Source organism: Formosa sp. Hel1_31_208, assembly GCF_900104785.1.
Lineage (GTDB): Bacteria > Bacteroidota > Bacteroidia > Flavobacteriales > Flavobacteriaceae > Psychroserpens.
The window spans coordinates 2,388,290-2,412,875 of sequence record NZ_LT629733.1; the positions used below are offsets into that span (position 1 = coordinate 2,388,290).

Annotated in this window: 23 protein-coding genes and 1 pseudogene; 13 read left to right on the forward strand and 11 right to left on the reverse strand. The window is 34.2% G+C overall.

Annotation, left to right across the window (positions count from 1 at the left end; genetic code table 11):
- Positions 1-54: 54 nt before the first annotated feature.
- The 6 genes and pseudogenes from BLT57_RS10785 to BLT57_RS14305 form a co-directional block, all read left to right on the forward strand.
- A complete protein-coding gene (locus BLT57_RS10785) occupies positions 55-1,980 on the forward strand; it encodes a BatA domain-containing protein (protein ID WP_091425619.1) in 1,926 nt (641 codons plus the stop codon).
- The gene (locus BLT57_RS10790; RefSeq protein WP_091426762.1) at positions 1,977-3,230 is read left to right on the forward strand and encodes a dihydroorotase family protein; all 1,254 of its coding nucleotides are present in this window, start codon (positions 1,977-1,979) and stop codon (positions 3,228-3,230) included. Before BLT57_RS10785 ends, BLT57_RS10790 begins: the two co-directional genes overlap by 4 nt.
- A gap of 9 nt (positions 3,231-3,239) precedes the next feature.
- Positions 3,240-3,572 carry a DUF4870 domain-containing protein gene (locus BLT57_RS10795; protein WP_091425620.1) on the forward strand — a complete coding sequence of 111 codons (333 nt, stop codon included), beginning with the start codon at positions 3,240-3,242 and terminating at the stop codon, positions 3,570-3,572.
- Positions 3,573-3,575: 3 nt separating this feature from the next.
- Positions 3,576-4,223 (forward strand): alpha/beta hydrolase, encoded by a 648-nt coding sequence (locus tag BLT57_RS10800; RefSeq protein ID WP_091425622.1) that lies wholly within the window; start codon positions 3,576-3,578, stop codon positions 4,221-4,223.
- 41 nt (positions 4,224-4,264) lie between these two features.
- Positions 4,265-4,405 (forward strand): hypothetical protein, encoded by a 141-nt coding sequence (locus tag BLT57_RS14075; RefSeq protein WP_157717177.1) that lies wholly within the window; start codon positions 4,265-4,267, stop codon positions 4,403-4,405.
- A 90-nt stretch (positions 4,406-4,495) separates the two neighbouring features.
- Positions 4,496-4,792 (forward strand): annotated as a pseudogene (locus tag BLT57_RS14305) (GNAT family N-acetyltransferase); the annotation flags it as partial.
- 23 nt (positions 4,793-4,815) lie between these two features.
- Here the strand turns inward: BLT57_RS14305 and BLT57_RS10810 are convergent.
- On the reverse strand, positions 4,816-5,319 hold the full coding sequence (locus tag BLT57_RS10810) for a hydrolase (protein ID WP_231928688.1): 504 nt from the start codon (positions 5,317-5,319) through the stop codon (positions 4,816-4,818).
- 2 nt (positions 5,320-5,321) lie between these two features.
- Complete coding sequence (locus BLT57_RS10815; RefSeq protein ID WP_091425625.1) at positions 5,322-6,083, reverse strand: MBL fold metallo-hydrolase; 762 nt, start codon at positions 6,081-6,083, stop codon at positions 5,322-5,324.
- Positions 6,084-6,175: 92 nt separating this feature from the next.
- Between BLT57_RS10815 and BLT57_RS10820 the strand changes: the two genes are divergently transcribed.
- Positions 6,176-7,627 (forward strand): nicotinate-nucleotide adenylyltransferase, encoded by a 1,452-nt coding sequence (locus BLT57_RS10820; protein ID WP_091425626.1) that lies wholly within the window; start codon positions 6,176-6,178, stop codon positions 7,625-7,627.
- An 89-nt stretch (positions 7,628-7,716) separates the two neighbouring features.
- On the opposite strand, the gene bcp is transcribed toward BLT57_RS10820, so the two are convergent.
- Entirely contained in the window at positions 7,717-8,172 is a 456-nt protein-coding gene (bcp, locus tag BLT57_RS10825) for a thioredoxin-dependent thiol peroxidase (RefSeq protein WP_091425628.1), read from the reverse strand.
- Between the two features lie 35 nt (positions 8,173-8,207).
- Here bcp and nth point away from each other — a divergent pair, with 35 nt between their 5' ends.
- Positions 8,208-8,897, forward strand: coding sequence for an endonuclease III (gene nth / locus BLT57_RS10830; RefSeq protein ID WP_091425630.1), 690 nt, complete (start codon positions 8,208-8,210; stop codon positions 8,895-8,897).
- On the opposite strand, the gene BLT57_RS14140 is transcribed toward nth, so the two are convergent.
- The gene (locus BLT57_RS14140; protein WP_172827448.1) at positions 8,894-9,037 is read right to left on the reverse strand and encodes a hypothetical protein; all 144 of its coding nucleotides are present in this window, start codon (positions 9,035-9,037) and stop codon (positions 8,894-8,896) included. The two genes, nth and BLT57_RS14140, sit on opposite strands and share 4 nt — an antisense overlap.
- Before the next feature lie 57 nt (positions 9,038-9,094).
- Positions 9,095-9,679, reverse strand: a complete 585-nt coding sequence (locus tag BLT57_RS10835) for an RNA polymerase sigma factor (protein ID WP_091425631.1) — start codon at positions 9,677-9,679, stop codon at positions 9,095-9,097.
- Positions 9,680-9,909: 230 nt separating this feature from the next.
- Between BLT57_RS10835 and uvrA the strand changes: the two genes are divergently transcribed.
- Positions 9,910-12,693, forward strand: coding sequence for an excinuclease ABC subunit UvrA (gene uvrA / locus BLT57_RS10840; protein WP_091425633.1), 2,784 nt, complete (start codon positions 9,910-9,912; stop codon positions 12,691-12,693).
- Between the two features lie 2 nt (positions 12,694-12,695).
- Here the strand turns inward: uvrA and BLT57_RS10845 are convergent, their stop codons facing one another.
- On the reverse strand, positions 12,696-13,793 hold the full coding sequence (locus tag BLT57_RS10845) for a DUF3667 domain-containing protein (protein WP_091425634.1): 1,098 nt from the start codon (positions 13,791-13,793) through the stop codon (positions 12,696-12,698).
- Between the two features lie 225 nt (positions 13,794-14,018).
- Between BLT57_RS10845 and BLT57_RS10850 the strand changes: the two genes are divergently transcribed.
- On the forward strand, positions 14,019-14,699 hold the full coding sequence (locus BLT57_RS10850; protein WP_157717178.1) for a hypothetical protein: 681 nt from the start codon (positions 14,019-14,021) through the stop codon (positions 14,697-14,699).
- Between the two features lie 86 nt (positions 14,700-14,785).
- Here BLT57_RS10850 and BLT57_RS10855 read toward each other — a convergent pair whose 3' ends face one another.
- Positions 14,786-15,322 carry an aspartyl/asparaginyl beta-hydroxylase domain-containing protein gene (locus tag BLT57_RS10855; protein WP_091425638.1) on the reverse strand — a complete coding sequence of 179 codons (537 nt, stop codon included), beginning with the start codon at positions 15,320-15,322 and terminating at the stop codon, positions 14,786-14,788.
- A 249-nt stretch (positions 15,323-15,571) separates the two neighbouring features.
- On the opposite strand from BLT57_RS10855, the gene BLT57_RS10860 reads away from it, so the two are divergent.
- A complete protein-coding gene (locus tag BLT57_RS10860) occupies positions 15,572-16,750 on the forward strand; it encodes a hypothetical protein (RefSeq protein ID WP_091425639.1) in 1,179 nt (392 codons plus the stop codon).
- 120 nt (positions 16,751-16,870) lie between these two features.
- Here the strand turns inward: BLT57_RS10860 and BLT57_RS10865 are convergent, their stop codons facing one another.
- From BLT57_RS10865 to BLT57_RS10880, 4 genes are read right to left on the reverse strand one after another with little or no spacing between them, the layout of a single operon-like run.
- A complete protein-coding gene (locus BLT57_RS10865; protein ID WP_091425641.1) occupies positions 16,871-18,331 on the reverse strand; it encodes a polysaccharide biosynthesis C-terminal domain-containing protein in 1,461 nt (486 codons plus the stop codon).
- Positions 18,331-19,608, reverse strand: coding sequence for a glycosyltransferase family 4 protein (locus tag BLT57_RS10870; RefSeq protein ID WP_091425642.1), 1,278 nt, complete (start codon positions 19,606-19,608; stop codon positions 18,331-18,333). The genes BLT57_RS10865 and BLT57_RS10870 overlap by 1 nt, the downstream gene beginning before the upstream one ends.
- Before the next feature lie 12 nt (positions 19,609-19,620).
- The gene (locus tag BLT57_RS10875; RefSeq protein ID WP_091425644.1) at positions 19,621-22,053 is read right to left on the reverse strand and encodes a YfhO family protein; all 2,433 of its coding nucleotides are present in this window, start codon (positions 22,051-22,053) and stop codon (positions 19,621-19,623) included.
- Positions 22,054-22,083: 30 nt separating this feature from the next.
- A complete protein-coding gene (locus BLT57_RS10880; protein WP_091425645.1) occupies positions 22,084-22,362 on the reverse strand; it encodes a DUF4834 family protein in 279 nt (92 codons plus the stop codon).
- Positions 22,363-22,465: 103 nt separating this feature from the next.
- On the opposite strand from BLT57_RS10880, the gene BLT57_RS10885 reads away from it, so the two are divergent.
- Both BLT57_RS10885 and BLT57_RS10890 read left to right on the forward strand, forming a co-directional pair.
- Positions 22,466-23,449, forward strand: coding sequence for a transporter (locus BLT57_RS10885; RefSeq protein ID WP_091425647.1), 984 nt, complete (start codon positions 22,466-22,468; stop codon positions 23,447-23,449).
- A gap of 12 nt (positions 23,450-23,461) precedes the next feature.
- Complete coding sequence (locus tag BLT57_RS10890; protein WP_091425648.1) at positions 23,462-24,583, forward strand: GTP cyclohydrolase; 1,122 nt, start codon at positions 23,462-23,464, stop codon at positions 24,581-24,583.
- Positions 24,584-24,586: the final 3 nt, after the last annotated feature.

Below are 24,586 nucleotides of genomic sequence, written 5' to 3' on the forward strand. Positions count from 1 at the left end.
TCCTCCAGCATTTTCTATATTTGGAACTAACTAAAAACAATCTCAAAACTAGGAATGCAGTTTAAACATCCAGAACTTCTTTACGCCTTATTACTGCTTATAATCCCTATTATTGTTCACTTATTTCAACTCCGTAAATTTAAAAGTGTCCCTTTTACTAATGTTCAGTTTCTAAAAGAACTAACCATACAAACTCGAAAAAGTTCACAACTCAAGAAATGGCTCACCCTTTTCATCCGGTTAATGCTTTTAACGTGTATTATTTTTGCTTTTGCGCAACCCTACAGTTCAGACAAAGATAGTTTTAACACTAAAAGTGAAACTGTTATTTATTTAGATAATTCGTTCAGTATGCAAGCCACAAGCGCAAATGGCAGTCTACTGAATACAGCGATTCAGGACATTATTGAAACTATTGATGACAATGAGGATATTTCAATATTCACTAATGATATCAATTATAATAAGACCACTATAAAGGCAATCAAAAACGATTTAATTCAGCTAAAACATTCCCCTAATCAATTGGCCTATGATGCCGCTATTTTAAAAGGAAAACAACTATTTTCTGATGATAATAGCACTATTAAAAACTTAGTCTTGATTTCAGATTTTCAACAGAAAAATGAGGTCATTACAGCAACAAAAGACAGTTTAATCAATTTAAAATTAGTTCAGCTTAAGCCTGCTATCAATGAAAATATTGCCATTGATAGTGTCTTTATCTCAAAAACAACCATTGAAAACATAGAACTTACTGTTACATTAAAAAATCAAGGTAACCCAATTGAAACCTTACCTGTATCCTTATTCAATAATGATAAGTTGATTGCAAAAACAGCTGTAAATATTATAGATAAAGCAACTACAAACTTCACTATTCCGACAAACACCATCTTTAATGGTAAAATTATTATTGATGACAGAAATCTCCAATATGACAATACACTTTACTTTAATATTGACCAACGCGAAAAAATAAAGGTATTATCTATTAATGAAGCTGATGATAACTTTCTGAGTAAAATTTATACAAATGACGAATTTGAATATCAATCATCTGCATTCAACACTTTAAATTATAATACATTAGACCAGCAAAACTTAATTGTTTTAAATGAACTCAAAGACATTCCTAACTCCTTAACTACAGCTTTAAAATCGTTTACAGATAACGGAGGAAGCCTCTTGATAATCCCTTCAGAAGACATTGTTCTAAGTGCTTACAATCGAATATTCAACAATTATGGTCTCTCTAGTTTTAGCGCATTAGTATCTTCAGAAAAGAAAATAACAAGTATCAATTTCTCACACCCATTACTGCTGAATGTTTTTGATAAACGTGTTAGTAATTTCCAGTATCCTAAATCTAACACCTTCTACTCTAATGCCACAAATTCCGTGCTTTCTATACTAGCTTATGAAGATGGTATGTCCTTTTTATCGCAATCTGGAAATGCTTTTAGATTTTCCGCTGCTATAAATACAGATAATTCAAACTTTAAAAACTCTCCTCTTATTGTTCCAGTGCTCTATAATATTGGAAAACAAAGCTTGAAAGCAGGAGATTTATTTTATACCATTGGGAAAGAAAACGTCATTGATATCGCAACACAATTGCAACAAGATGACATTTTAACCCTAGTCAATGGTGATAATTCTGTTATCCCATTGCAAAAGACTTTTGATAACAAAGTTGAATTGATTACTAATACTTATCCTGATGTTGCAGGAATTATATCAGTTAAAAATAAAGATGCTTTTTTAAAACATTTAAGTTTTAATTTTGATCGTGATGAAAGTAATCTTGTGTATTTTGACACCCAGAATATAGACCATACAGCTGTGGATAATTCTGTAGCATCTGCCATCAACCAGATTAAAAGTACTACAAATGTTAACGAACTATGGAAATGGTTTGTTATTTTTGCTGTGATTTTCTTAATGATAGAAATGCTCATCTTAAAATTTCTGAAATGAACGTACTTGTAAAATCTGCCACTATAGTTGACCCTAAAAGCGATTTTCACAATCAAACCGTTGATATTCTAATTGAAAAAGGAGTGATTACTCAAATTTCAAAACGAATCCAAAATCCGAAAAATTATAAAGAAATACAATTGAATAACCTCCATGTATCACAAGGCTGGTTTGACAGTAGTGTAAGTTTTGGCGAACCTGGTTTTGAAGAACGTGAAACTATTGACAATGGTCTTAAAACAGCAGCGTTTTCAGGATTTACAGCCGTTGCTGTCAATGCAAATACAAATCCTGTTATTGATTCCTATGCGGATATATCATTTTTAAAATCAAAGGCTATCGGTCATGCCGTTAGTCTTTATCCCTTTGGAGCAGTAACCACTAAGAGTGACGGGGAAGACTTAGCCGAATTATTCGATATGAAAACGGCAGGGGCAGTTGCTTTTTATGACTACCAAAAACCGATATCAAATCCGAATTTAATGAAATTAGCCTTGCAATACGCAAGTAACTTTAATGGATTAGTATGTTCGTTTCCGCAAGAATCACGAATAAGTGGATTAGGAGTTATGAATGAGCATATCACAAGTACATCTTTAGGCTTGAAAGGAAATCCTGCTCTTGCCGAAGAACTTCAGATTGCAAGAGATCTATTTATCTTAGAGTATACTGAAGGAAAACTTCACATCCCAACGATATCAACCTCAAAATCGGTAGAACTAATACGAGCTGCGAAAAAGAAAAAATTAGATGTCACCTGCAGTGTTGCAATTCATAATTTAATACTGAATGATAAGGAACTAAGCACTTTTGACACCAATTACAAAGTCTTACCGCCTCTAAGAACCCAAGCGGATATTGACGGGCTTATTAACGGACTTAAAGACGGAACTATTGACATGGTAACCAGTGACCACAACCCTATAGATATTGAGTACAAAAATATTGAGTTCGATCATGCTAAAAATGGAACTATAGGACTAGAAAGTGCTTTTGGAGCATTAAATTCAATATTCACAATTAAAAAAACAATTGAGTTTCTTACAAAAGGTAAAACTAGATTTGGCGTAAATACGCATCCTATTGCCATTGGAAGTCAAGCAGATCTGTCACTTTTTAATCCTGATGGAATCTATACTTTTTCTAAGAAACATATGCATTCTACATCGAAAAACTCGTCGTTTGATGGTAAGAAATTAAAAGGAACGGTTTATGGGATTATTAGTAATAATCACTTAATTATAAAATAATAACTAGACATGGAAAACAACGCAGCAGAACAAGGCAAAACTTGGGCGATTGTAAGTTATATCACACTTATTGGCACCTTAGTCGCTTTCTTTATGAATCGTGAAGAACGCAATCCGTTTGTATCCTTTCATGTAAGACAAGCTTTAGGATTAGGTTTAACCTGGTACATCTTCGGATATTTTATCGGAGGTTTTGACAGTTGGATGATCACCATTTCTTTTTGGGTATTTTTTATGGCCTTATTTTTATATGGAATTCTTGGTGCAGCCACAGGAAAATTATATGAAGTTCCGGTTTTAGGGCCTTTTTATCAAAAATTATTTGGAGCAATAGGACAATAATACATGACCACATCTTTATATCATTTAACAAGACCTTCATCGTTAAAAGACAATGCACCATTACTTATTATGTGCCATGGTTATGGCAGTGATGAGAATGATTTGTTTTCCTTTGCTCAAGAATTACCCGAAGAGTTGTTTATCATATCCTTGAGAGCTCCTTACCCAATGCAACCTTTTGGAAATGCTTGGTATGCTATAAATTTCGATGCCCAACAAAACAAATGGAATGATGTCGAACAAGCCATTGAGTCTCGTGATAAAATCTCTAATTTTATTGACGAAGCATGCGCTAAATATCCTGTTGACAAGAACAATGTAACACTATTAGGGTTTAGTCAAGGTACCATTTTAAGTTATGCTGTGGCGCTCACCTATCCTGAAAAAGTAAAAAACATTATCGCACTGAGTGGTTATGTGAGTGAAGATATGCTGCCTAAAAATCTTAAGAATACTCGTTTTTCCCATTTAGATTTTTATTGTTCACATGGAAGTGTAGACCAAGTTATACCTGTAGATTGGGCTAGAAAAGCCCCTAAATTTTTAGACCAATTAAATATCAAACATACCTATTCGGAATTTCCTGTTGGTCATGGTGTTGCTCCTCAAAACTTTTATGAACTCAAGAGTTGGCTGAAAAAACGGATATAGAAGACTCTTAACATCGTCTTATCCAACTAATCCAAAAGATTATGAATTATCTTCTCAAAGGTGAAGCAGCGCAACGATTGCAGTTCAGATTGTTTACAAAAGATGACTTTGACGCATGGCTTCCTCTGTTTGCCCAACCTAATGTAGGTCTGTTTTTAGGTATGCCAGAAGGAATCTCTTAAACTGAACAATGCGACTATTGGTTTAAGAAAGTCTTCCATAGGATATGACAATGACCTTGGAGGTATGAACGCGCTCATTTAAAAACAACAGGTGAATTAATTGGACAATGCGGCCTCTTAATACAATCTATTGAAGACGAAGAGCGATTAGAGGTAGGGTATTCTATATTACCAAATTACTCGGGAAAAGGAAACGCACAAGAGGCAGCTATAAAGTGTAAAAACTTTTGTTTTGAACAAGAATACACTAATAATTTGATGTCAATGATGCATATTGATAACATCGGTTCTGAGATTGTTGCCAAAAAGAATGGTATGTCCTTTGAAAAACAAGTCAAAGAATTTAAAGTGTTTAGTATCAATCGACAATGCTGGTTGAAACAATAATAAGAAATTATTATTTCAAATTATTACTTTTGATACAATATCGATGCGATGACCTTAAACTTCAAATCTTGACGGTCTTCAATGTCATAGGACAATAGCATTTCGCCCCAATAAGTTCCATCTGTAAAACTTGAAATAATCCATTTGTGATTGAGCATTCTTACCTGATCAATTAACATCTTATTATCAGTCATAGATGCATAAGGCACCAAAGGATGATCTTCGCTATCATAGACATTAAGATTCATTAATTCATCTTTTATAAACGGAACAAATTCTGATATGCGATAACCCCTATTTTCCCAATAGGTCATAGCATCATCATTTGTGTCAAATTTAAACATGTACAAATTAGCCACTTGATCATCTCGTATAACTCTAATAGAATCTTTAAGTTGCTCATTTTTCGCTATATAATTTGTGAGTTTTTGATCATAATCTTCTATAATATTCTTAGAGTTTACGAACTGAAATACCACAAGTAATGCAGTAAAAATAAACAGGTACATAAAAATTCTTTGTTTCATCGTTATAGTTCTATTTGTAAGTTATCGTAAGCTAAATAAACGTTCTTCGGCAATGTTTGTTGTACAATATCATGAAATCCTAAATAATGACTGATATGTGTTAAATAGGCTTTCTCTGGTTGTATCTTATGAATAAATTCTAAAGCTTCTGAAAGATTAAAATGTGAAATGTGTTCTTTTTCACGCAAAGCATTAATAACTAACACTTTAACACCTTTGAGCTTTTCTATTTCTTCTGAAGCAACTGTTTTCATATCAGTTAAATACGCAAACTGATTGAACCTAAACCCAAATACTTGAAGTTTATGATGGTAGCCATTAATTGGAAGGACTTGCAAGTTTCCGAGGGTAAATGCCTCATTTTTAATCTCATGTTGAATAACACTTGGAACCCCTGGATATTTGTTTTCCGTAGTAAAAATATAATTGAAGCGTTTTTCTAATTCCCCAAGTACGCGTTTATGAGCATAAAAAGGGATATCGCCTTGTCGAAAATAAAACGGACGAATATCATCAAGTCCTGCCGTGTGATCTGCATGCTCGTGTGTGAAAATAACACCATCAATCTTAGTCACTTGGGCTCTTAGCATCTGTTGCCTAAAATCTGGCCCACAATCGACAACATAGGTAAAATCGTCCCATTCAACTAAAATCGAAACGCGTAAACGCTTGTCTTTTGGATTCTTACTCAAACATACAGGGTGATCACTTCCTATAACTGGAATTCCCTGTGATGTACCTGTCCCTAAAAATGTAATTTTCAATGCATGTTAATTTAAAGCAAAAATAAAACTTATTTTTTTAGTTTGACCACCTATTTTAATACCTTTGCTGAGTTGACAAAACCCAGACTAAGATGGAAATAACCTTAAAAGGAGATAGAGAGTTTGATGCGATTCCTTCATTAAAAACCAAATGTTTACGCATTAACCTCAATGAGAACATCTACGGGACGTTCGCTGAAATTGGTGCTGGGCAAGAAACTGTGCGTCAATTCTTTAGAGCTGGTGGTGCTTCAGGAACAATAGCGAAAGCTATGTCTGCCTATGATAAGGCCTTTAGTGATGCTATTTATGGTATTGAAGATGATAAGCGCTATGTAACCGAAGCTCGACTGCGAAAAATGCTTGATCATGAAATTGATCTAGTTGAACAGAGACTCTCTAGAGAAGAACACCCCAACAAAATGTTCTTCACCTATGCCAATACCGTTGCTACAATTGATTTTGCGAAAAAGTATAAAGGACATGGATGGGTTGGTATTAAATATCAATTAGATCCGAACCAAGGATATAATGAAATCGTATTACACCTTCGTTTTAAGGAAAATGATGCTAGACTACAACAAGAAACATTGGGTATTTTAGGAACAAACCTAATTTATGGTGCGTTTTATAAATATAACGAACCGAAAAAAATATTACGTTATCTCTATGATCATTTAGATAAAGATCAAATTGAAATTGATACAATTAACTTTGCTGGTCCTGTTTTTGAAGATGTAGATAATCGTTTAATGAGTTTACAACTAGTGAAAAACGGAATGACAGATGCCGTTATGTTCGCCCCAGATGGCAATAATGTATTACCCGCACGAGTACTTTACAAAAAAAACATTCTTACACTGCGTGGGAGTTTCAGACCAGTAACCAAAGTAAATATGGATATGTATAAGAAATCTTATGACATGTTCATTAAAGAAAACAAGGTCGATATTGACAAAACCCAAGTGATTTTCGAAATTACTTTATCTAATCTGAGAGCTGAAGGTGAAATTGACGAGCAAGATTTTATGGATCGCGCGAAACTGTTATGCTCCTTAGGACAAACCGTATTGATTTCTAATTTCCAAGAGTATTACAAATTAGTTGAATATTTCTCTCAGTATACAAAAAGCAGAATGGGTCTAGCTATGGGAGTTAATAACCTGATTGATATTTTTGATGAAAAGTATTATCGCCATTTAAGTGGTGGAATATTAGAAGCCTTTGGTAAATTATTCTTTAAAGATTTAAGGGTATATCTATATCCAATGCAGAATGAGGATGGATCTGTGACAGATAGCGAGAACTTAAAAGTTCACCCGAGAATGAAAGAACTCTATAAATTCTTTAAATACAATGGAAAAGTAGTTGATATCACCGAATATGATGATTCGATACTCTCGGTATTCTCTAGAAAAGTCTTAAAGATGATTGCTAATGGTGAAGATGGTTGGGAATCGATGTTACCAGAAGGTGTTGCAAAACTGATTAAAGAGAAAAGCCTCTTCGGATGTGAAACTGAACAGGTACATTTAAAAGATTAAGTATTATAAAATCAAAAAAACCGCGCCATATGATGCGGTTTTTTTATAAAACATATCTTCAAAATAGGCTTATTATTTATCAATAGCTATCACTCAGTAAGTATTTGAGCTGTATGCGCTTTTGTTTTTACCTTAGTTATTACCTCTTCAATAATGCTGTTTTCATCAATAATAAAAGTTGTTCTGTGAATACCGTCGTATTCTTTTCCCATAAATTTCTTCGGTCCCCAGACACCAAATGCTTCTATCATAGCCTTGTCTTCATCTGCTAATAGCGGATATTGAAATCCGTATTTGTTTTTAAAATTAGCTTGACGTTTTGCACTATCGGCACTTACACCTAATATCTCATAGCCTTGTGCTTGAAAACGCTCATAGTTGTCATTTAAATTACATGCCTCTGCTGTACAACCAGGGGTACTTGCCTTAGGATAAAAGAAAATAACCAGTTTTTTTCCCTTGTAATCTGCTAAAGAAATAGTGTTTCCTTGTTCATCTTTTGCTGAAAAATTTGGAGCTTGGTCTCCTGCTTTTAATTGTGTCATAATTGCTAACTTTGATTTCTGTAAAAATACGACTTATGACTAAGCAAGAAAAGGTAGAATTTGTTATTAATACGTTAAAAACCTTATATCCTGAGATACCAATTCCTTTAGATCACAAAGACCCATATACCTTGCTTATTGCAGTGTTGTTATCGGCACAAAGCACCGATGTACGCGTTAATCAAATTACACCATTATTATTTGAAAAAGCCGACAATCCTTATGATATGATAAAACTTTCTGTAGAGGATATTCGGGAGATAATAAAACCTGTGGGGCTCTCACCTATGAAGAGTAAAGGAATTTATGGATTGTCCCATATTTTAATTGATAAGCACGATGGAAAAGTGCCTCAGACTTATGAAGACTTAGAAGCACTTCCTGCTGTTGGTCATAAAACGGCTGCGGTGGTATTATCACAGGCATTCGGTTTTCCAGCTTTTCCAGTTGATACGCACATTCACAGATTAATGTACCGATGGAATCTCAGTAATGGTAAAAACGTCGTGCAAACTGAAAAAGATGCCAAACGACTATTTCCAAAAGAAATATGGAACGATTTACATCTTCAAATTATTTGGTACGGCCGAGAATACTCTCCAGCACGTGGTTGGGATTTAGAAAAAGATATTATTACTAAAACTATTGGCAGAGCAACAGTCTTAAAAGAGTACTACAAAAAAAAAGTCCTGAAGACTAACGATTCAGGACTTTTTCAAATTTAGTTTTGAAGTGCTTCAAACTTCAAATTATTACAATGTATAACACTTAAAGCCTTGCTGTAATTCAAAAGAAAATCCACTGTCTCTTCTTTTGGGTTTAGGTTGTTTTGTTTTTGGGGACATTCTGAGTAAAGTTTTGCCATTTTACGTTTTTTAGTTTGTTATAATCACATAAACGCAACAAAACTTAACTTATTGTATCAATTTGTTAAAATGATATTATTCTTGTCTATTACCTTCCTCAAATTTATGAGTGCATAACGCATTCTGCCTAAGGCAGTATTAATGCTCACACCTGTTCTATCAGAGATCTCCTTGAAACTCATATCGCGATACATACGCATCATAAGGACCTCTTTTTGATCTGCAGGTAATTCTTCAATCAAACGTCTTAGATCACATTCTACCTGATCTTTAATTAATCGTTTTTCAGCATTTAAAGATGAATCTCCTAACACAGAAAATATATTGAAATCACCAGAATTATCAAATTTTGGCATACGATTATTCTTTCGGAAATGATCAATCACCAAATTATGAGAAATACGCATTACCCAAGGTAAAAATTTACCTTCTTCATTGTATTTTCCAAGTTTTAAGTTCTTAATGACCTTAATAAAGGCATCCTGAAAAATATCTTCAGTGATATCTCTATCAAAGACTTTTGAATAAATAAAACTGTAAATTTTCTGTTTGTGTCTGTGGATGAGAATTGAAAGGGCACTTTCATCTCCATTCATGTAGTTCTTAACTAAAACAGCGTCTGTGATAAGTTCGTGTCTCATAATTATTACTTTAAATGCAAAGAATTAATCTTAGCTTGGGGTTAAATTTTATAAAGTAATATTATGTTATAGGCAACTATCTTTGAACTGTTTATGTTCCAAATATAACAACATTCATTCCGAAATTCCAAAAAAAACCGAGAAACTTTAACATTTTAATGAGTTGATATCCATTTTATAAGCTTCTATAAAAGCACTATCTTTGCACATTCTTATTCGCAAAAACACCAATGAACAGTAACATTCTAGACCTTAATCCGAAGGAAAATATCATTATTAAAGGAGCAAAATTGCATAACCTTAAAAATATTGATGTTGTTATTCCAAGAAATAAACTCGTAGTGATTACAGGTTTGTCAGGTTCAGGGAAGTCTACTTTAGCATTTGACACCTTGTATGCCGAAGGTCAGAGACGTTATGTAGAAAGTTTATCGAGTTATGCTCGTCAGTTTTTAGGTCGGCTCAATAAACCTAAAGTGGACATCATTAAAGGTATTGCTCCTGCCATTGCTATTGAACAAAAGGTCAATAGTACTAATCCAAGATCTACGGTAGGTACAACAACTGAAATCTACGATTACCTTAAGTTACTATTTGCGAGAATTGGTAAAACCTACTCTCCTATTTCTGGAAAATTAGTTAAAAAACATCGCACAAAAGATGTTCTAGAATTGGTGAAGTCTTTTAATGATCGTGAAAAATTACTCCTCCTATCTCCTATTCATTTAGAAGAAGGGCGAACCATGGAAGACAAACTTAATGTTTTGAAACAACAAGGTTATGCTAGGGTTCAGCGCAACGAAACAGTAGTTCGTATTGAAGAAGCACTAGAGCAAAACCTTAAAACAGATATCTACTTAGTCGTAGATCGAATTATTGTAAAACACGAAGAAGATTTTTATAACCGATTAGCGGATGCCATAGAAACAGCTTTTTTTGAAGGTAAAGGGACTTGTGTCATTGAATCGTTATCAGACCAAAAACGTACAGAATTTAATAATCGATTCGAACTAGATGGAATGACCTTTTTGGAGCCTAATCCTCATTTATTCAGTTTTAATAACCCATATGGGGCGTGTCCTAAATGCGAAGGTTATGGCGATGTTATAGGTATCGATTTAGATTTAGTTATTCCAAATACAGGGTTATCCATATATGAAAATGCTATTTTCCCTTGGAGAGGTGAAAGTATGAGTTGGTATCGAGACCAATTGGTTAATAACTCACATAAGTTTGATTTCCCTATTCACAAACCGTTCTTTGAACTTACCAAAGAACAAAAACAGTTGATTTGGGAGGGTAATCAATATTTTGAAGGTTTGAATTCATTTTTTACTGAATTAGAATCGAAAGCCTATAAAATCCAAAATCGCGTCATGTTATCGCGTTATCGCGGAAAGACAAAATGTAATGTCTGTAATGGAAAGCGTTTACGTGAAGAGGTTAATTATATTAAAGTCAGTACTGTTACGATTACCGATTTAGTAGAAATGCCTTTAATAAAGTTGACTAGTTTCTTCAAACAATTAGAACTGGACACTCATGATACTACCATTGCCAATCGTTTATTAAAAGAAATCAATAACCGATTATCATTTTTAGGTAATGTTGGTTTAGACTACCTCACGTTAAACCGGAAATCTAATACTTTATCCGGTGGTGAAAGTCAGCGTATCAATCTTGCGACCTCTCTAGGAAGTAGTTTGGTTGGATCAATGTACATATTAGATGAACCGAGTATTGGATTGCATCCAAAAGACACTGAAAAACTGATCCAAGTGTTAAAAGCCCTTCGGGATTTAGGAAATACTGTCATTGTTGTAGAACACGATGAAGATATTATGAAAGCGGCCGATGAAATCATTGATATTGGTCCTGAAGCAGGTACTTTTGGCGGTGAAGTTGTGGCTACTGGGACATTTAAAGAGATTTTGAAATCAACGTCTTTAACTGCACAATATCTAAACAAAACATTAGAAATAGAAGTTCCTAAACAAAGAAGAACATCCAAATACCAAATTGATATTTTGGGTGCAAGAGAGCACAATCTTCAAAATATAGATGTAACCTTTCCATTGGAAATGCTTACAGTAGTGACAGGAGTTTCAGGGAGTGGAAAAAGCACCTTGGTAAAAAAGATCTTATTTCCGGCAATCCAAAAACAACTTACCGGATTTGGAGACAAGCCGGGTCAATACACAGAACTTAAAGGCAATTTTAAAAACATCAAGCAAATTGAGTTTGTAGATCAGAATCCCATAGGTCGTTCGTCTCGCTCCAATCCTGTGACTTACATCAAAGCTTATGATGACATTAGAGCCTTATTTTCTAATCAGAAATTGAGTAAAATTCGAAATTATCAAGCCAAACATTTTAGTTTTAATGTAGATGGTGGTCGCTGTGAAACCTGCAAAGGTGATGGTGAGGTGACAATCGAAATGCAATTCATGGCCGATGTACATCTGACTTGTGAAGTTTGCAATGGAAAGCGCTTTAAAAAAGATGTTTTGGAAGTTGCTTTTGAAGGAAAAAATATTGATGATATTTTAAAAATGACTATCGATGATGCCATTGACTTCTTTGAGAAACATATGGTTACAAAAATTAAAAACAAACTACAACCTTTGCAAGATGTCGGTTTAGGCTATGTCGCTCTAGGGCAAAGTTCGTCTACACTATCAGGAGGTGAAGCACAGCGAATTAAACTAGCTACTTTCCTAGGAAAAGGATCAAAAAGTGACAATGCACTCTTCATTTTTGACGAACCAACCACTGGTTTGCACTTTCATGATATCCAAAAACTACTCACATCATTTCAAGCACTTATCGCAAAAGGTCACTCAATAATTGTAATTGAACATAATCTTGAACTCATTAAATGCGCCGATTATATCATAGACTTAGGCCCTGAAGGAGGCAGTCGTGGCGGACAACTTATTGCGCAAGGGACTCCAGAGGATATTGTTAAAAATAAAAACTCTATTACAGGTGAATTTTTAAAGGATAAACTTTAAAATCAAGAGGTCAAAAACGAAAACACTAGCATCAATCCTGCTGCTGTTGGTATCACAAAGAGTAAAAACACAAAGGTGATCACTCCGCTCTTAATCCATGTAAGAAACCAATGCTGCACATAAAACCTTTTAAGGGCGATGAAAAAATAGATATAAGTTGATATAGCAATTAGCCAATCAACCCAATCCGGAATGTCATAAACAAATCTATTGACAGCGAACAAAATACTAAATACTGTAAATAAGAACGAAAAGTAATAAAAGCTAAACACCAAATGATGAGCGTACTTTCCTTTATTGAAATAAAATATCTTTAATATCAAAGCAAATAAAGGTAGTAAGAAAAACATCGAAATTGGAATGCTATCAAAAAATGCTTGAATCACAGCTCCAGCACCCTTTCCCTCAGTCAAATTTAGCATTCTAGCAAAGAAACGTCGTTCTATAAAACCCGCATCATCAGACATACCCATTTCTTTATAAATAATGTCTTTATCAGCACCAGCAGCAACGAGAGAATCCACTTTCTTTTTATCAAAATCCCACGAGGTATTTAAATTCTTTGGATTTGCAGCCTGCGTTTTTAAAATAGAATCTGTAATCTGAAAATCTTCATCTTTAAGTCCAAGTGCCTCCGAGTTATCTTTCAATGGCTTCATTAATTTTGCCATTTGCACAGAATCTAACGTTGGTTTCATACTATCTAATTCCGTTTGTATCGCATCTGATTTAACGACTTTCTCATTTAGTTTATTCGCCTCTTGCACTAGCTCTCTGGTACTAAAAGATATGATAAAAAAGAAAACTACCGAAATGAACAGATACATTTGCGCTGGATGAAGGTAAAGCAATCGTTTACCTTCCAAAAACTTTTTGGCAAGATAGCCTGGCCTCAATAAAAGTGGTAAAAAACTCTTTAAAAAACGTGCATCAAATGAAAAATAGTTACTTATCGTGTTGTAAAACAAAACACTAATTGTAAGTTCTTCATTAGTTTTTTGACCGCAATGTGGACAAAAGTCATAGTGCTCTTTGAGTTCTTTGTCACAGTTTTGACACTGTAAAGATTCATCTGTAGTCTGTAAAGATTGATTTGCCATAGGAAAGCTCTAGTTGGTGATATAAATGTAATGAATAATTTGATGTCTCAGCCTATCTACAAAACTTAGAAATTCTTCACAACCTCTAACCTACCACTCAATAAATTGATTTTAAGCGCTTTATATGTTTTGGCACACATATTGTTTCATTAGAGGCATATAGCGTAAGTCTTAAAGCTTCTAAACGAGTTAGAAGTGCAGACTAAAATCTAAAACCTTAATACTATGAAAAAACTAGTACTATTATTTACAGGATTGTTAATGGGATTAACAACTGTAGCAACAGCAGAAACTATGACTGCATCACAAGGAACAGATTTTGATAATTCACGCTATCGTTTTGCCGAACCTATAGTGTTCATTGAGCGTGGTGTGGAATTCTTAATCTTTCCTGACGGAAGTTTTGATTTCAACACAGACCTCTATAATAACGTTTCAAACGTGTATTATAGAAGCCCAAGAACCCGAAGAGGTTCTGTGAACACCACATACGGTGCTCCAGGAACAACCACAAGAAGTCATTATACCAACAATGGGATAAGAGGTGTGATCATTACACACAACAGTAATGGACAAGTGCGCAGAATTGGCAACGTTTTTATTAATTATGATAGACAAGGACGCATCAAACGCGCTGGAACCGTATACATGAGCTACCAGAGAAGAAATGGTGTGCTTAGACAAGTTGGTGGTTTACGAGTAAACTACAACCGCTGGGGAGAAATCATTCATATCAGTGGAATTGTCAACCAAAACAATGCCCAACTTAATTGTGGAGTGGGTTCTGGACTTGGCGGTTATGAATATAATGATTTAGGAGATTACGGAGATTTTGACGAAGATTACTATTACTACCGTAAAAATGGTAAAGTAAAAAAGCAAAAGAAACGTCAGTTTAAATCTTAATTTTTTTAGTTTGTTGTTCACATTGAATGTGAATCTATAAAAGGTCCCGTTAGACATTAATATGTCTGCGGGGTTTTTGTATTCTATTAAAAAGCTTTGGGTTGCGAAATATCTTCTATTAATTGACGTAATAAGTCATTAGGAACCATGTCAATAGTGAGATTTACACGTTCTGTATCTCCATAATTTGTGATCCTATGTGGATCTGTTAGTTTTAAATACCAACATTCTCCTGGCTGCATCAATACAGGAACTCCATTGAGATAAAAAGTAACCTCATTTGAAGTAATTATTGGAATCGTTAAACGAATTACCGAGCGCTCCACTTCTATCCCCATTGTAGGATCAGTATGCTCTCTTACTTCCGAATGTGGTGCTAATCGCAGTAATCTTACCAATGTAACTTTAGTGATTTTACAAAAAAAATCTACAATACTTTTAAAATATGTCGATTTATTTAATTCATCAGCATTCAACCAATCTGTCCAAGACCCATCTGCATAATCCTCCGCTGGAGGAGGCAATGGTAGGGATGAATCAATTACATGCGCAGGGCCCCTAAGCTGAATGACATTATAATATTCAAAATCTCGCGCTTTAAGAGCTTTATATTCATCATGCATTTTTTTTATATCAAACTGATAAGGCAGTTTTACACGATCATTAATCGTTATGTTTTCTTATACAATGTCCATCTTATGAGTTCAAATAGTGATTGTTTTTAGATAGCTCTAAAATAAAATGATTGTGCCTATTCTATATGGGTAATTCTACCTGTTTTTAGCTAGAAACAATTCTAGACTATCATTTCAATTTCAATCTTTGGCACACTAATTGTTTTATCATAACTATAATCAAAAACCCATACAATTATGAAACGACTAGTAACACTTTTTACCGCATTGCTCCTTATTGGAATAACGGTAAATGCAGGAACCACCAACAACGCAGTATCTGATTTTTCAAACAACTTTGTTAGAGGTTATGGTAATTCTTTCATATTTGTTGAAAATGGAATTGAGTTTTCAATTTTTCCTGATGGACAGTTTGATTTTTACATCCCAAATTATGGACCCAATGTTAATGTAGGCTTTAATTCACCTAATGTATCAATAAGTTTTAATACAGGATTCGATTATAATCCTTATGTACAGTATGATGAATTTGGTGCGATCATTCAAATTGAAAATACACCCATATTTTATGATTATTACGGAAGAATCACTCAAGTAGGTAATGTTAATATTAACTATAATACTTGGGGTCGTATTGCTCGAGTTGGAGGGTTATTTGTTCACTACAATAGGCTAAGAGCTTTTACACATTGTTCAGGTTTTATAAATGTATATAACAGAGGCTATGTCTTTAGACCATGGCACCGATTTTATGCTGTTCCGGCTGTTAACTACTGCATAGTTTATGCACATCCATATAGACAGTTTTACACGCCTGTTCGACATACATGGTACCGACCATATAGAGACAATTATAGACAGCCTGTAAGAATTAATAGCAGACGTGGAGCTGTAGCTACAACTGGTCGTCGTTCATCTAACTATAGTGATCGATACAGACAAGATAACAGCAACGGACGTCGCGGAGACAGAGCTGCAACATCAAGACTAGGGAATGATCAAAGAGCATTGACTTCTAATACAAGACGTGGTAACGAAAGAGGATTGTCAACAAATTCTTCGAGCAACACAAATACAAGAGCTATAACGAGATCTGATAGAGATGCAAGAGCAAACACTAGAACTATTAGAAATTCTAATGTCTCACCTCGACCAACTAGAGCGAATTCTGGTAATGTGACCAAATCACCTAGAACTGTGTCTAACAATAAAACGAATACTAGAACCGTTAGAAAAAATACGACTGTTAGAAAACCAAAAACTAATAATACTCGTATATCTAGTAACAACCGAAGTAACAAATCTTCAAAAACTGCAACACAGTCTAGAAGTAGAAAACAGTCTTCGGCAAAAAAAGCAAATACAAGAACGTCATCTAAAAGCACAAGAACAGCAAGAACTAGATCACGTTCATAACCTTATAAACGTTTTGGTTGGTTAGTAGATTGTCCCGTAAGTCGTATGCCTCAAAGCACCTTATGGGACTTTCTCGTTTTGAGCCCTGCATAAGTAGGGCTCTTTTATATCTCAAGGGTTTTAATCTCTAAACTTTAAAAACTTTAATACTGTTTGAGTAATATCGTCAGAAATGTTAAACTTTAAGACCAATACAGCGTAGACAATAGCGATAAGCGTAGATTTCAGTGAGATGTTTAATAACGGATGAAAAGGAAAATCCCAGAAGTAAAACCCTAAAGTTAAAAGCACGAGCAAGACTGTAATTTTTAATGTTTCCGATGTGAACGGAAGCATATTAAACTTAAGCTTAACAAATATAACTTTGATGGTATTATATATTACAATCGCAATAAAAGTTGCAAGTGCTGAACCATTAATGCCATATAAAGGAATAAAAACCATATTCAGTGTAATAGCCATGATAGCTAGTATTACACCAAATATCAATACAATACGATAATGATCACTATTGAATAATATGGCATTATTATTACCCAACAGGTTATCATATAATTTTGCCAGACTGATTAAAAACACCACTAGCAACCCACCACTAAACTCAGACGGAATAATCCTATATAATTCCTGAATATTAAGAACAATAAGAAGAAAAATTAATCCACTAATAACATATAAGGTTAAAGAACTGCGCTGATACAAATCTTTGAGGTCTTTTCGATTATTATCATTTAAAAACTTAGCCGTTAGAGGTAATAGAATTTGATGCATAGCTCTTTGTGGCACCGCAATTACCGTTGCAATAAAAACGGCTACACTGTAATAGGCGATAGTCTTAATATCTAAATAATTATTTAGCATAAACTTATCAAGATCTAAAATGATAGTCGCTACAGAGCCTGCAATAATAATTAATGATGCATATTTCAATATGTCAGTGAGGTTGTCAATTTTAGAAAACCGAAATACAGGCAGTCTTTTCTCAAAAGCATACAACATCATGACAATGGCTCTTAATGCATAAATTCCAACGACACCCATTAAAAACTGATCTACCGAAATAAATTCGAAAAACAACGACAGCAACAATAACATGGCACCCACCCTATGAAAGACCTCCTTCATGAAGTTTCCAAATACAGTTTGCATCTGTACTTTTACCCAGGCATAACCTACTTCAAAATAAGCCATAGAGATAGCTGTAATAAATATATACCACAGATAAGCTCTTACAATGGTGTTTTTACTAGATAGTAAATCGGCAATGATGTCGTAAGCGAAATAGCCAATAATCGCAATTGGAATTGCAAAGACTAATGGTAAAAATAACATTAGTGTTAAAAAACTATTTAATGAGTTTTTTGATCGAAATGATGAATAAAATTTTACGATGGTATTGTGAACCCCAAAGGCCATAAGCGGCATCATGATATTAGCCGCTGAAAGAATATAAGCCACTAATCCATAGTAGTCATCAGAAAGAAAATTAGTATATAAAAATAGTGCGTTTATAGCCCCAATTCCAAAGCCTAAATAGGTTGTAATCGTATTTCGTAAGGATTGATGAAGAACAATTCCCATTAGATGATTTCAGACAACATTTTGGTTAACGACTTTCTACTATATTGCTCCAATCCTATAGCATTTACGACTAAAGTATCAGATTTATATGCTTCAAAATACAATAAAATTTGCGATTTGATACGTTCTTTATCGCTGTAGTAAAAATAACAACCTGTATTTGTAGACTTCAAAATTCGTTCTACATCTGAGTCTTTAGGTCCAACTGAAATAATTGGTGTTGATGACGCCATATACTCAAATAACTTGCCTGGTATGATGACTTTGGTGTCTTCAGAATCTATTTCAACCATCAACAATACACGTGATGCCATTTGTTGTTTTATAGCATCTTCATGTGGCAAATAACCCAAATTATTCAAATAACTATCCAGTTGATTTTCTTTCAAGGTTTGTAACACCTCTTCACTAACAACACCAATCAATTTTAATTGAAATTCCTCTTTGAAGTCGTCATTCTCATCAATAAGTTCTGTGATTGCTTGCCATAATTGTTTTGGGTTACGTTCTGACAACAATGAACCTATATGGGCTAACGTGAATTTTTTATCTTTCGGTGGTCTTTGTATATGATGAGAATCATACCCATTGGTTATTACGGAAATGGGTTGAGTCGTTTTCGATAAAAATTCCTGTTTTGTGTTTTCACTAGTGACAATAATATGATCTGCCAATTGTAATACATTAGACTCCAGTGCCAAGTGTTTTTCTTCGGATGATTTACTTAATTTTAAAGCTTTATGATAACCAATGGTTGTCCATGGGTCTCTAAAATCGGCCAGCCAAGTCACATTTAATCGATGTTTCAGTTTTAAACCTATAAGATGTAAACTGTGTGGTGGACCAGTAGTTATTACAGTTTTAATTTGATGCTTTTGTATATAGTCTGAAAGAAACACGACCGATGGTTTTACCCAATTTTTACGTGCATCAGGAATAAAAAAATTACCTCGAATATACAGCATTAACTTTTGAATCACTGACTGTTTCTTTGACTTCGGAATGACACCAGAACTGATTTTTTTGGAACTTTCACTAGACAACACACTTGCAAAACGATAAGGCTCATTTATAGGCTGTTTAATAACTTTGATGTTATCTGCAACCTCATTTAATAAACTCTTATCAACAATCGGATAACTCGGATTTTCCGGACAATACACAATGGGTTCTATTCCAAATTCAGGCAAATATTTTACAAACTTTAACCATCTCTGCACACCAGGACCTCCCGCTGGTGGCCAATAATATGTGATAATCAAGATTTGTTTTTTCATTATAAAAACGACCTAGTGTGCTGATTCCTTTCTTAATCCAAACCACAATCCACCAAGGAGTAATAGTCCAAAGATTACTGAGCTTGCTAAAGAAATTGTACTTCCTGTTTCTACAACCTGTGGTACAAACTTAAATACAATCTCATGATTACCTGCAGGAATATGGAGTCCGCGAAGTGCATAGTTCACGCGTTGAATTGGCGCCTCTTTACCATCAATAGTTGCTTGCCATCCGTTTCCGTAGTACATTTCAGAAAAAACCGCAAAACCAGTATTAGTATTCGTCGACTCGTATTTTAAATAGTTAGGTTTAAATTCGGTCAAGGTGATTATTGAGGTAGAATCAACTGTAAAACGTGTGGAGCTTAAATCAGGAGCTGTGGTTACCGCTTTTCGAAACGTTTCTAAGCTATCTAGTGACTTAATCTCAGTATTAGCAGAATTTAATTTTTCCAATTCACTTATGAACCAAGCATTACCATTAGCATCTTCATTCACAAATGGAAATATTTGTCCCTCTTCTTCGGCTATAATGTATTTCGCGTTGAACATATTGAGGACATTCATATTATTTCTAGAAATATGAAAATCAAATAACTCTTCAAAACGTTTTAGTTTTGCCGCGTGATAACCATTTAATGAATTATGAAAATAAGCTGCTTTTGCAGGCGCTCTACTACCCTCTTGTGAAATATCCCAAACTCTGAAATGTGCATCATCTTGCAAAATTTCTTTATCAGCAGCATTTGCCTGATACGGCTTGTTTACTTGAATAGCAGAAATAAAATTATCAGTGTTTACATAACGTCGGTCTACTCCAACCAAATCAAATAGAATTAAGACGGCAAATATGCCTACCACTAAAGTTTCCGATAGTTTCTTTTTTAGAAACATGAAAATTGTTGCCGCAGACAATAACACTAGTGCCAATGTGCGTAATGTGTCATGAGTAAAAAACGCTTGTCTATCTTCTTTAAGTGCGTCAATAAAGCCTATGCCATATTCACCATAAACCTGTCTATAATAACCGTCATTAGCACCAACAAAATCAAATAAGGAAGATTTGAATACTAAAAATAATAATGCTAATCCTCCAGTGATTAAGGTTGAATATTTTAAAGCTTTGAGTTTGTCTTCAACCTTGTCAAAATTATTAAAAAGCTTGACTAATCCAAAGATGGCCATCACTGGAATGCAGAGTTCCAAAAGTACCTGTATCGAGCTTACAGCTCTAAACTTGTCATACAACGGCACATAGTCAATAAAGAAATCGGTTAAGAATCCTAAATTTTTACCAAAAGATAATAATAACGAGAGTATCGTGCTTCCAACAAGCCACCATTTAAGTCTTCCTTTCATCAAGAATAGTGCAAAAACAAACAAAAATATAACAACTGCTCCTATATAGGCAGGTGCTTCAACAATAGGTTGATCTCCCCAATATGTTGGTGCATTTTTTGACTCTTGTAGGGCCTGTGTTGGAGTCGCTCCTATCTTTCTGAAGAATTCATAAATCTCCGAATCTTTACCAACATCTTCTCCACTACCTCCACCCAATACGCGTGGAATAAATAAATTAAAGGTTTCTGTAAAACCGTAGCTATACTCAGTGATATAATCTTTACTCAACCCTGAAATAGTCTCCTTTGGAGTTCCATCAGGGTTAATAGTCAATTCTGTTTTACCTCGAGTACTTTCTTTTACATACTCTTGAGTTGCCATGATATTAGTAGCATTGAGCCCTATGGCTAAAATTAAGGCAACAATCATAACTCCTACCGCCTTAAAAAAATGTGGTAGTAATTGTTTTTTGTAGGCATCTACTAGATATGCAATGCCCAAAACGAGTACAAGCAACATCAAATAATACGTCATTTGAAAATGATTGGCACCAATTTCTAAAGCTAAAGCAACTGCTGTGAGTAAAAATCCTAATATATATTTTTGCCGAAATGTGAGGATAATACCGCTTAAAACTAACGGCATATAGGCAATAGCGTGTGCTTTACTATTGTGTCCCACACCTAAAATTATAATCATATAGGTTGAAAACCCAAAGGCTAATGCGCCCAGTGCTGCTAGTTTAAAATCTACCTTAAAGGATAATAATAAAATGTAAAAGCCTATAAAATAAATGAATAGATAGTCGGCTGGGCGCGGCAAAAATCGCAATACCGAATCTAGTTTCTTAATATAGTTGTGAGGATAGCGCGCACCTAGTTGATACGTTGGCATTCCTCCAAAGGCACTATTAGTCCAGTAGGTTTCCTCTCCGGTAGCTGCTTTAAAATCTTTTTGTTGTTTTGACATGCCTATATAGTGCATGATATCACTTTGAAAGATTTGTTTCCCTTGTAAAACCGGACTAAAATACGCTAATGAAATGACCACAAACCCTGTAAGAATCAAAAGGTGTGGCAAAACTTTTTTAAATGAAAATTGCATAGAATGATTGACTTTCAATAGACTCGAAAATTAGTCAATTTCTTCGTAATCTATGTACTCTCCTACTTTTTTATTTGAAGATGAATCTCTATTTGGCACTTTATCAATTACGGTTTCACCCTCTTTATGCTGTGGTCTAGGGTCTTGTTGCTGCTGAAACTGTCCCCCAAATTTCTCTTGCATCTTCTTTGACATATAGCGCACGAGATACGGTGCAAAAATACGGGATAAAATTTTTATTCCGTAATACACCAAAAGTATAATGAGGATGGTCCTTAAAAACCCTGTTAATGATGCTTCCTGTAACATTACTTTAAATTTAATTCAAAAATACAATTATATGTCTTTAAAAAACTGATTCGTTACTTAAAAAAAATATAAATTCTCTATATTTGACTTAAATCGACAACCTATGAATCTCACCAAAAACGTTCTATTATTTGCAGCTTTATTAGTTACACAGTTGACCTTTGCTCAATATACAGAAGTGATTAACTCTAATAGACCTGGAGTTTCTAGAAGTGCTTTTTCTGTAGGAACCAATGTTGCTCAAATTGAAGTTGGCCCTTATATCATTAAGGAAGAACATACACCTCTCAAATATGAAGTTTCTGGATTTGGCGCTGATTTCTCAGTACGCTATGGGTTGTTATTTGAACAGTTAGAACTTAACTTAGAAGGGACTTATCAAAATGATACTTTCACCGATAGACGTTCTGCTATTATTTCAGAAGATTCGCGCTCTAATTTTAAAAGTTTTACCATTGGTGCGAAATATCTAGTGTATGATCCATATAAAAATTCTGAAGAAGAAGATAAACCTAATATATACAGCTATCACGCGAACCGCTCATTTAAGTGGAAATCACTCATACCCGCTGTTGCCGTTTATGCTGGTGCAAATTTTGATTCTAAAAACAATCCATTTACAGCTCCTGGCATCGAAGGCTTTAGTCCGAAAGTAATGGTTGCGACACAAAACAATTTTGCAGGAGGCTGGGTATTAGTAACCAATATTTCTAAAGATCGTATAGGTACTGATTTTTCAGATTTCCAATACATCATCACTTTAACACATTCTTTTAGTCCACAATGGGTGGTTTTTGGAGAAACACAAGGTATTAAAAGTGATTTTTATGCCGATAATTTATTACGCTTTGGAGGTGCCTATTTATGGAGTAAAGATTTCCAGTTAGATACAGCGGTAACGTTCAACACAAAAGATACACCTTCAGTATTTGCTGTTAATTTTGGAATGTCATACCGTTTCGATTTTCATAAGGATAAAGAAATTGACAACGGTACTTCTCGCAAAGATGCCGATAAGAGGAAGCCTAAGAACAAAAAAGGCAAAAAGAAAAGAACTGATGATTTTGACGATGACGGAAGTCTTTAAGCCAAGCTATATATGATAACAGTTAAAGAACTATTTTCTAAAAAGGAATTGAAGACATTTGTCAAATTTCCTTTTAAACTTTATAAAGACTCTCCATACTGGGTACCACCTATTATTAAACAAGAATTAGAAACTTTTAATAAAGACAAGAATCCTATTTTTAAAGATGCTGAAGCTAGATACTTTTTAGCTTATAAAAATAATGAGATTGTCGGACGTATTGCAGCTATTATCAATTGGCTCGAAGTTAAGGACCAAAATCAAAAGAAAATGCGTTTTGGTTGGTTTGATTTTATTGATGATCAAGAGGTTTCAGCAGCGCTACTGGCTGAAGTTGAACGCATCGGAAAAGAGAACAACCTTGAATATACAGAGGGACCAGTTGGGTTTTCAAATTTGGATAAAGTTGGTGTAATGACTGAAGGTTTTGACAGTATAGCTCCTATGGTTACTTGGTACAATCATCCGTATTATGTCAAACATTACGAAGCATTAGCTTATAAGATTGAAAAGGAGTATTCAGAAAGTAAGTTTCCTTTTGAGAATGTTAAACCCGAATTTTTCAAAAAGGCTCAAGAACTTATCAAACGTCGTTATCAACTAACAGCATTAAAGTTTACTAAGACTTCTGAAGTCATGCCTTATACTGATAAGATGTTTGATTTGTTTAATGAAAGTTATTCCTCATTATCATCATTTGTAGCCATTACAGATATACAAAAAGAGTATTTTAAAAAGAAATTTATCAGTTTTGTGAATCCGGAATACATCAAGTTTGTTGTAGACAAAAATGATGATTTAGTTGGGTTTGCCATTGTAATGCCTGCATTTGCAAAAGCTTTACAAAAAGCTAATGGAAAGTTGTTTCCCTTTGGTTTTAAACATATACTGAAAGCGAAGAAGAAAAGCAAGGATGTGATTTTTTACTTAATTGGGATTCACCCAAGCTATCAAAATAAAGGTGTTCATGCTGTTATTTTTAATGAATACTATGAAACTTTTACAGAATTAGGAATTAAGACGTGCTATAGAACTCCAGAATTAGAAGACAACGAAGCGATACATAAAATTTGGAAACACTTTTTTCCAGTGGTATATAAACGTCGTAAGACATTTCGAAAGAATCTTAAATAAAAA